Genomic DNA, 8,996 nt, shown 5'->3' with positions numbered 1-8,996 from the left:
ACTACAGCCCGCGCCCCGCCTGGGGGCCGGAGAGCGTAACCGCGGGACCTGGGGCCTGCCGGCCGGCCACACGCGGCGGCGGCCACCCCCGCCGGGTGGCCGCCGCCTCGTGCTGAACCGGACCGGTCAGACCTCGCCGCGCCAGGCGCCCGTCTCCGACCCGCGCGCCTCCATGAACTCCTTGAAGCGCCGCAGGTCACCGGAGACCTGCCGCTTGACGAACCCGAGCTTGTCGCCCACCGTCTCGGCCACGCCGCTGGGGTCGAAGTCCATCTGCAGCATGACCTTGGTCGTGTCGTCCTGGATGCGGTGGAACGTCACCACACCGGCCTGCTTGGCCTCACCGTTCACGGTGGTCCAGGCGACGCGCTCGTCCGGGATCTGCTCGGTGATCTCCGCGTCGAACTCCCGCTCCTGGCCGCCGACCTTCGTCACCCAGTGCGTCAGGGTGTCGGTGCGCTGCTCGATGCGCTCCACGCCGTCCATGAACTGAGGGAACGTCTCGAACTGCGTCCACTGGTTGTAGGCCGTGTGGACCGGGACGCGGACCTCGATGGATTCCTCTACCTGCGACAAGGCGGTACCTCCCATTCTCGTACGGAGAGCGACCGTCGAGTACCGGATTCCGCGCCGGTCATTCATGATCGGCCCGACTTCTCCGGCCGGGTGTCCTTTCCGCTTCGTCGGGGGTACCCGGGCCGGACAGGAGACCCGGAGGTGATCGCCATGACGGACACGGACCGCACGGCGTCCGCCGCCACGCGCCCGTCCACCGCGCCGACGGCCGGGGACGAGCCCGTGAGCGAGCTGGTGCAGCGTGCCACGACACAGCTCACCGAGCTGGTACGGGGCGAAATGCGCCTCGCGCAGGCGGAGATGACCGAGAAGGGCAAACGCTTCGGGAAGGGCGGAGGGCTGTTCGGCGGGGCCGGCGTGCTGGGTTTCGTCACCCTGCAGGCCCTGGTCGCCACGGTGATCGCCGCTCTGGCGGTACCGCTCCCGGTGTGGGCGGCGGCCCTCATCGTCACGGCCGTCCTCGCCCTCGCCACCGGTGTGACGGCACTGGCCGGCCGCAAGCAGGTACGCCGGGCGGGCTCGCCCGCCCCGCAGCGGACCATCGACAGCGTCAAGGCCGACGTGGCCGAGATCAAGGAGAGTGCACAGCGATGACCCGGCCCCCGCACGCCGAGCCCGGCGCCCGCAGCCCCGAGGAGCTGCGCGAGCGGGTCGAGCGCACCCGTCACGAACCGGGTGACACCGTCCAGGAGCTCGCCGACCGCGCCGATGTGAAGACCCGCGCCCGCGAGAAGGCCGTGGCGGTCAAGGCGCGGGCCGGGCACAAGGCGCGGGCCTGGCGTGGGCGGGCGAGGGCGCAGGCCTCGCACGTCGCCCGCACGGTGGGGCAGAAGCTGCCCGAGCCGGTGAGGCAGAAGGGCGCCGCGGCGGCTCAGGGCGCGAAGGGGAAGGCCGCGCAGGCAGAACAGGTCTGGCAGGACAAGGCCCCGCAGCGGGTGCGCGACCACCGGACCGCGCTGCTGGCGGGCGCCGGCGCCCTGGTCGTCGCCGTCCTGCTGCTCCGCCGCCCCAGCCGCGGCTGACCGGGCGCCGACCGGCGCCGGCCCGCCGGACGAGCGTCGGTCCCGGTCACCGCACGCGGTACCGGGGCCGATGCTTGCGGTGACGGCGGCCGCAGGGCAGGGTCGGGAGGCGTGGCCACCTTGCTGATCGTCCATCACACGCCCTCGCCCAACTGCCAGGCGATGTTCGAAGCCGTCCTCTCCGGGGCGACGGACCCCGAGATCCAGGACGTCCGGGTCGTCCGCGTGCCCGCGCTGTCCGCCACGGCCTCCGACGTCCTCGCCGCCGACGGCTACCTGCTGGGCACGCCCGCGAACCTCGGCTACATGTCCGGTGCCCTCAAGCACTTCTTCGACCAGGTCTACTACCCGTGCCTGGACGCCACGCGCGGGCGCCCCTTCGGCTACTGGGTGCACGGCGGCAACGACGTCACCGGCGCGGTCCGCGGCATCGAGACGGTCACGACGGGCCTCGGCTGGCGGCGCGCCGCCGAGGCCGTGACCGTGACCGGAGAGCCGGACGGGAGCGACACCGAACGCTGCCGGGAACTGGGCGCGACGGTCGCCGCCGGGCTCATGGACTGAGCGGCTAGGGCAGGCGGGGTCAGGTCTCGTCCAGCCGCCGCCGGTCCTGCTCGTCCCACGTGCGGGTGTCGCGCGGCTGGGTGTAGGGCTCCGCCTCCGGCGGATGACCACCGGCGATCGCCCGCTGCCGGACCGTCTCCGCGTCGAACTCCAGGCCTAGCAGGATCGCCAGGTTGGTGATCCAGAGCCAGATCAGGAAGACGATGACACCGGCCATTGTCCCGTACGTCTTGTTGTACGAGGCGAAGTTGGCCACGTAGAGCGCGAATCCGGCGGACGCGATCAGCCAGATGACCAGGGCCAGCAGACTGCCCGGAGTGATCCAGCGGAAGCCCTTCACCTTGGCGTTCGGGGTCGCCCAGTACAGGATCGCGATCATGATCGTCACCAGGACGACCAGGACGGGCCACTTCGCGATCGACCACACCGTCAGCGCGGTGTCGCCGATGCCCAGGGCCGTCCCGGCCTGCTGGGCCAGGCCGCCCGTGAAGACCACGATCAGCGCGCTGATCACGGCCAGCACCATCAGCACGACGGTCACGACCACCCGCACCGGCAGCAGCTTCCACACCGGCCGGCCCTCGGGCATGTCGTAGACGGCGTTGGCGGAGCGGGTGAACGCGGCCACGTAACCGGAGGCCGACCAGACCGCGAGGACGAGACCGACGATCGCCATCAGCGAGCCGACGCCGGCGTTGCCCTGCAGCTGCTCCACGGCCCGGGTGATGATGTCGCGCGCCGAGCCGGGGGCGAGCTGCTGGACGTTGTCGAGCACCTTGTCGGTGGTCGACCTGCCGGTCAGGCCGAGCATCGACACGAGCACCAGCAGGGCCGGGAACAGCGCCAGCACCCCGTAGTAGGTCAACGCCGCCGCGCGGTCGGTCAGCTCGTCGTCCTTGAACTCGCGCAGGCTGCCCTTGAGCACCGCACCCCACGAGGCGCGGGGCAGCTCGGTCGGCGAGTCCGGCGCCGCCCGTTCCACCTCTGGGCTGGGCCCGGGCTCCCCCGCGGCGCGGGCGGGGTCCTCCCGGCGCTCAGCCTCGTGCCTCGGGAGTGTGTCGTCCCGGCGCTCAGCCTCGGATCCGGGCCGCGGGTCCTCCCGGCGCTCAGCCCCGGGCCCGGGCGGCGGGTTCTCCCGGGGCGGGGCCTCGGCCGCCTGGTGGTCTTTTCGTCCGGGTATATGCAGCTTCACCATGTGAGCCGGGTAACCCCTGACCGTGGCCTTAAGCAGGGCTCGCCGGGGTAGTCGCCGGGTTCGGTCCCGCAGGTCCAGTCCGTGTCGCCGCAGGGTCTCCGGGACACCCGCACGGCCTTCGGCCCGACCCCGTGCGGGGCGGGCAGCTCGCTCTGGGAGCACCGGGCCACCCGCTCCGGTGTCGCCAGGCCGGCGCCGTGCAGGGCCCGGGTGGCGGGCTTGCCGATCCCGGCGGGCAGGTTCCCCTCCGGGCGCGTCGGCAGCGGCCTCCGCCGCCGCCAGTGACGCGGCTAGCCGCTTCGGGGCGCGGTCGCACCAGGAATCCCGCACCGGGGCGTTCGGCTCCTTGCCGGCGATGTCCGCCAGCGGGACGCGGAATCCGGCCGGCGCCCCTCGCGCAGCGGCGGCTCACCGGTGGGATGCGCGGCCCGGGCCGCCGCCGTCTCCTGCGGCGGCAGGCACCACCGGATCAGACCGTCCTGCGTGACCGAGCCGAAGCGCCTGCTCCGCACGGCGCAGGCCGCCACCGCCCCGGCCTGCGTCACCTTCACGGTGTCCGGCAGGGCGAGCGCGGTCCTGCGCAGCCGGTGCACGGTGGCCATGGCCGGAGTCCGGCACGACGACCGCACCGGCGAGGGGTTGAGGGAGCGCTCCCACAGCGTGCACGATGCCGCCATGACCACGTCTTCGATCATCCGCCCCTACCGCCCGGAGGACCGTCCGGCCCTGGACGACATCTGCGTCCGCACCGCGCACAACGGTGGGGACAGCCGCCACCACTACGCGGACCCGGGAATCTTTCCGGCCACCTTCGCGGCCCCCTACGTCCATCTGGAGCCGGAGCTGGCCTTCGTGCTGGACGACGGGCGGGGACAGGCCGTGGGGTACATCCTCGGCACCGCCGACACCGCGCGCTTCGCCGAGGACTTCCGCACCACCTGGCTGCCCCTGGTCGCCGAACGCCACCCGGAGCCGCTCGGGCGACCGCGCACCCCGGACGAGGAGATCGCCCACCTGCTGCACCACCCGGAGCGGATGGTGGTGCCCGAACTGGCGGCCTACCCCGCGCACCTCCACATCGACCTGCTGCCGTCCTGGCAGGGCCGCGGCCACGGGCGCCGGCTGATGCGGACCTTCCTCGCGACGCTCCAGGACAAGGGCGTACCGGCCGTGCACCTCGCCATGGCCACGGCCAACACACGGGCCAGGGCCTTCTACGACCGGATGGGGTTCCACGAGCTCCACGTCCCCGAGCCCGGCTCGGCCACGTACCTGGGACGCGGCACCACGGAGCTCGACCGGCTCTGACGGACCCCACGCCCTGGGCGGCGCGACCGTCGAGCGCGTCGAACGCGTCGAACGCGCCAGGGGGGCGCCGATGTGGCGCAAACGCACATTGCCGCTGCGGATCGTCAGGCGCAGCCTGTGCTGAGCGGGAGCGCTCCCACACGCTCCCGCTCTCCCCACGTGGAACACACCGAAGGTACGGCAACCCCCACATCGGAAGAAGGAGATCATGGATTGTCATGGTCATGGCATTAGGCGTCCCGGGGTGAGGTCACGTCCGACGCTCGCACTGAGCGCCCTGGCCGTCGCGCTGCTCAGCCTGCTCCCGTGGAGCGGCACGGCCGTCGCCCACGGCTCCGTCGTCGACCCCGCCTCCCGCAACTACGGCTGCTGGCAGCGCTGGGGGAGTGACTTCCAGAACCCGCAGATGGCCCAGCTCGACCCGATGTGCTGGCAGGCGTGGCAGGACGACCCCAACGCCATGTGGAACTGGAACGGCCTCTACCGCAACGGCTCGGGCGGCAACTTCCAGGCCGTGGTCCCCAACGGCCAGCTATGCAGCGGCGGCCGGACCGAGGGCGGCCGGTACGACTCGCTCGACGCGGTCGGCGCCTGGAAGGCCACGGACGTCACCGGCAACTTCACCGTGAAGCTGCACGACCAGGCCGGTCACGGCGCCGACTACATCCTGGTGTACGTCACCCGGCAGGGCTTCGACCCCACCACCCAGCCCCTGACCTGGAACGACCTCCAACTCGTCGCCCGCACGGGCAAGTACGCGCCGAGCCAGAACTACTCGATCCCGGTCAGCACATCGGGACTGAGCGGCCGGCACGTCGTGTACACCATCTGGCAGGCCTCGCACATGGACCAGACCTACTTCCTGTGCAGTGACGTGAACTTCCGCTGACCCGCGTCTCCCCGCCGGCGCGTGCGTCCGGCGGGGCCCGGGTGTTTGCCGGGTCCATGAGAGTTCTCCGAAAATCATCGAGACACCTGAACACACCGGTGCTCCCGTACGTATGGGGCGAGGGGATTTTCATGCCCGGCACGCCACAAGCGCAGGAGAGCACCCTTGGCACGCAATTCGCGAAGACGCCCTACCGGCAAACGACGCGCGACCTTCGCCGCGTTCGCGCTGATCCTGGGCGGAGGCGGCCTGATGGCCGCGAACGTCTACGCCTCGGCCACGGACGGCGGCTGGGACGGTGAGGACGCCCGGACGCGCTCCGGCACGGGGGCTCCGGCCGGGGGCGCGACGATCGACTGCCCGGACGTCGGCACCAAGCTGACCTCGGTCCCCGAGCAGGCCAGGGCGGAGGTCGACAAGGAACTCGCCCTGCTGGACGAGCAGATCGCCCAGGCCTACCAGCGGCTGACCGCCTCCGCCCAGCAGATCCGGCAGGACTCCGGCTTCGCCGGCAGCGCGATCGTGAACCCGCTGAAGGACAAGCGGGCCGCGACCCTGGAGCGCATCGCCATCGCCATCGACCGCGTGGGGGACCGGCCCGAGGGGCTCGACGCCCTCGCCGCCTGCACCCTGCGGGAGTCAGGCAACCAGGCCCCCGCCGAGGGCGAGGGCCAGGACGGCGGTGGCGAACAGCCCGGCCAGGACCAGGGCGAGGGACAGCAGAACGACCAGGAGCAGGGCCAGGGCGCGAACGGGGGGCAGGCGGGCAACGGCCCCGTCGCCGCCGACTTCGTGGACATCAAGAGCGTCCAGCCGAACGTCAACGCCCCCCGCCCGGAGGGCAACGCCTCCCGCGGCTCGTTCGCGACCAGCTGCGGCGTCAACGAGAACGGCCTGTTCAACTCGGACAACGTCATCGTCGCTCCGGGTGTGACCAACGGCGCCCACCACTTCCACGACTACGTCGGCAACCAGGCCAACGACGCCTTCGCCAGCGACCAGGACCTCGCGAACGCCGAGACCAGCTGCGTCGACCAGGGCGACAGGTCCTCCTACTACTGGCCGGTGCTGCGCCTGCAGAACGGCACGCAGGAGCAGGACGCCCAGAAACCGGGCGGTGGCATCGAGGGCAACGCCGGTGAGATCGTCACGCCGAAGCAGGTCACGCTGAACTTCGTGGGCAACCCGCGCGACAAGGTCACCGCCATGCCGCGGCTGCTGCGCATCATCACCGGTGACGCCAAGGCGTTCGTGAACGGCCCGGCCAACGCCAACGCCTCCTGGAGCTGCACCGGTTTCGAGGACCGGCAGCTGAAGGACAAGTACCCGCTGTGCCCGCAGGGCAGTGACGTGGTGCGCACCTTCAAGTTCCAGAGCTGCTGGGACGGCCGCAACATCGACAGCGCCAACCACCGCACCCACGTGGCGTTCGCGGACGCCGCCGGCGCCTGCCCGTCCGGCTTCCGTCCCATCCCGCAGCTCGTGCAGCGCATCGTCTACGACGTCGACGCGCCGAGCCTGCAGGACGGCGGCCGTACGACGCCCCTGTTCGCGGTCGACTCCTTCCCGGAGCAGCTGCACAAGCCGGTGACCGACCACGGCGACTTCATCAACGTCTTCGACGAGAGCCTGATGAAGAAGATGGTCGACTGCATCAACGACGGCCGCACCTGCGGCGCCGGGGCGGGCGAGGAGCCGGGTCAGGGCGAGGAGCCCGGCCAGGAGGAGCCCGGTCAGGGTGAGGAGCCCGGCGAGGAGGAGCCCTCGCAGACTCCGGAAGCCCCGCAGGAGCAGCCGACGCGCACTCCGGACGCGCCGCAGGACGGGAACGCCGGCGGCAAGCCCGGCGACGCGGGCGACGACGGCGGCAAGGGAGACGACGGCGGCAAGGACGACGATGGCGGCAAGGGAGACGATGGCGGCAAGGGAGACGACGGCAAGGGAGACGACGGCAAGGGTGAGGCCTCCAGGTCCCCGGCCGCGGACGAGCCGACCGCCGCGCCGCAGCCCGCCGACGGGTCCAAGGCCCCCGGCACCGCCGCGCCCGAGGTTCTCGCGACGCCCTCGTCCGACGGCGGCGGCACGGGGCAGCAGGACGGCGGGGACGCGGACGGCCTCGGCGAGTCCCAGGCCGTCGGAACGGCAACCAGCGCCGCCCCGACGCCGTCGGCCCCGTCCCTGACCGAGCCGCAGGCGGTCGGTGAAGGCGGCCTCGCCGACACCGGTGCCCAGCTCTGGCCGGCCGCGGCGGGCGCAGTCCTGGTCGCCGCGGGCTTCCTGGTCCTGCGCCGCGTGCGACGCAGCTGACCGGCCCCACCCCGGCACGACCGGCGAACGGCGGCGGGAGGTCCCTTCCGGGAAGTCCCGCCGCCGTTCCGCGTACGGGCGGGCCGCACCCGCCGGTTCCGGCCTCCCGGCCGCCGTGCCCGGCACCCTTCGGCCGGTGCCGAAGTGGGCACGCTCTAGCGTGATCCCATGAACCTCATCGTCACCTGCAACGGCACACCGGGCGGAGCGGCGGCGTGACCCCGGGGGAGATGGTGGCCGTGCTGGCGGCCGGTACCGGCGCGGGGGCCGTCAACGCCGTCGTCGGCTCGGGCACGCTGATCACCTTCCCCGTCCTGCTCGCCACCGGACTGCCCCCGGTCACCGCCACGGTGTCCAACGGGCTCGGCCTGGTCCCCGGTTCCGTCAGCGCCATCATCGGCTACCGCGAGGAGCTCCGCGGCCAGGGCCGGCGTGCCGTCCTGCTCGGCATCGGCGCCGTACTCGGCGGCCTCGTGGGCGCGGTCCTGCTGCTGACCCTGCCCGCGTCGGCGTTCGAGCGGATCGTGCCGGTCCTGGTGGGCCTCGCCCTCGTCCTGGTCGCCTGCCAGCCGCTGATCGCCCGGCGGGTGCGCCGCCGCCGCAGGGCCGGCAGCCGCTCCCGCCGCGACGGCGGCCCGCTGCTCTTCACCGGTCTCACCCTGGCCAGCGTCTACGGCGGCTACTTCTCCGCCGCCCAGGGCATCATCTACGTCTCCCTGATGGGCATGCTGCTCGACGACACGCTCCAGCGGCTCAACGCCGTCAAGAACGTGCTGGCGGCCCTCGTCAACACCGTCGCCGCCGTGGTGTTCCTCTTCTTCGCGGAGTTCGACTGGACGGCCGTCGTGCTCATCGCCGCCGGTTCCGCCCTGGGCGGTCTGATCGGAGCGCGGACGGGACGCCGCTTCAGCCCGGCCGTCCTGCGCGCCCTCATCGTGTCGGTGGGCACCCTCGCCCTCGTGCACCTGGTGCTGAACTGACCCCCGGGCCTGCGACGCCGGCCGGCCGCCGCAGGCGTCGCCTCACCATCGGCGTCGATGCGCGGCAACACCCGGTCCAGCCACCGCGGGATCCACCAGGCGTGCCGCCGAGCAGGGGCATCACGGCCGACACCATGAGCAGGCGATCGACAGGA

General features: G+C 72.6%; 9 protein-coding genes. 7 read left to right on the top strand and 2 right to left on the bottom strand.

Annotated features, from left to right (window positions below; genetic code table 11):
- Nucleotides 1–126 precede the first annotated feature (126 nt).
- The gene (locus tag ABTZ58_RS28025; protein ID WP_351362292.1) at nucleotides 127–576 is read right to left on the bottom strand and encodes an SRPBCC family protein; all 450 of its coding nucleotides are present in this window, start codon (nucleotides 574–576) and stop codon (nucleotides 127–129) included.
- A 150-nt stretch (nucleotides 577–726) separates the two neighbouring features.
- Between ABTZ58_RS28025 and ABTZ58_RS28020 the strand changes: the two genes are divergently transcribed.
- The 3 genes from ABTZ58_RS28020 to ABTZ58_RS28010 all read left to right on the top strand — a co-directional run bounded on the left by ABTZ58_RS28020 (nucleotide 727) and on the right by ABTZ58_RS28010 (nucleotide 2,162).
- Complete coding sequence (locus ABTZ58_RS28020; protein WP_351362289.1) at nucleotides 727–1,170, top strand: phage holin family protein; 444 nt, start codon at nucleotides 727–729, stop codon at nucleotides 1,168–1,170.
- Complete coding sequence (locus ABTZ58_RS28015) at nucleotides 1,167–1,598, top strand: DUF3618 domain-containing protein (RefSeq protein ID WP_351362286.1); 432 nt, start codon at nucleotides 1,167–1,169, stop codon at nucleotides 1,596–1,598. The genes ABTZ58_RS28020 and ABTZ58_RS28015 overlap by 4 nt, the downstream gene beginning before the upstream one ends.
- A gap of 111 nt (nucleotides 1,599–1,709) precedes the next feature.
- Nucleotides 1,710–2,162 (top strand): flavodoxin family protein, encoded by a 453-nt coding sequence (locus ABTZ58_RS28010; protein ID WP_351362284.1) that lies wholly within the window; start codon nucleotides 1,710–1,712, stop codon nucleotides 2,160–2,162.
- 19 nt (nucleotides 2,163–2,181) lie between these two features.
- On the opposite strand, the gene ABTZ58_RS28005 is transcribed toward ABTZ58_RS28010, so the two are convergent.
- Entirely contained in the window at nucleotides 2,182–3,354 is a 1,173-nt protein-coding gene (locus ABTZ58_RS28005; protein WP_502996140.1) for a YihY/virulence factor BrkB family protein, read from the bottom strand.
- A gap of 678 nt (nucleotides 3,355–4,032) precedes the next feature.
- On the opposite strand from ABTZ58_RS28005, the gene ABTZ58_RS28000 reads away from it, so the two are divergent.
- The 4 genes from ABTZ58_RS28000 to ABTZ58_RS27985 all read left to right on the top strand — a co-directional run bounded on the left by ABTZ58_RS28000 (nucleotide 4,033) and on the right by ABTZ58_RS27985 (nucleotide 8,841).
- On the top strand, nucleotides 4,033–4,665 hold the full coding sequence (locus ABTZ58_RS28000) for a GNAT family N-acetyltransferase (RefSeq protein ID WP_351362326.1): 633 nt from the start codon (nucleotides 4,033–4,035) through the stop codon (nucleotides 4,663–4,665).
- Nucleotides 4,666–4,873: 208 nt separating this feature from the next.
- The gene (locus ABTZ58_RS27995) at nucleotides 4,874–5,554 is read left to right on the top strand and encodes a lytic polysaccharide monooxygenase auxiliary activity family 9 protein (protein WP_351362278.1); all 681 of its coding nucleotides are present in this window, start codon (nucleotides 4,874–4,876) and stop codon (nucleotides 5,552–5,554) included.
- Between the two features lie 252 nt (nucleotides 5,555–5,806).
- The gene (locus tag ABTZ58_RS27990; RefSeq protein ID WP_351362322.1) at nucleotides 5,807–7,861 is read left to right on the top strand and encodes a DUF1996 domain-containing protein; all 2,055 of its coding nucleotides are present in this window, start codon (nucleotides 5,807–5,809) and stop codon (nucleotides 7,859–7,861) included.
- Nucleotides 7,862–8,076: 215 nt separating this feature from the next.
- Complete coding sequence (locus tag ABTZ58_RS27985; protein WP_351362275.1) at nucleotides 8,077–8,841, top strand: sulfite exporter TauE/SafE family protein; 765 nt, start codon at nucleotides 8,077–8,079, stop codon at nucleotides 8,839–8,841.
- The last annotated feature ends 155 nt before the right edge of the window (nucleotides 8,842–8,996 follow it).

This window comes from Streptomyces sp. NPDC094143 (genome assembly GCF_040303825.1).
GTDB lineage: Bacteria > Actinomycetota > Actinomycetes > Streptomycetales > Streptomycetaceae > Streptomyces.
The sequence above is the reverse complement of the archived record's forward strand: the minus strand, read 5'-3'. Positions and strand labels throughout refer to the sequence as shown.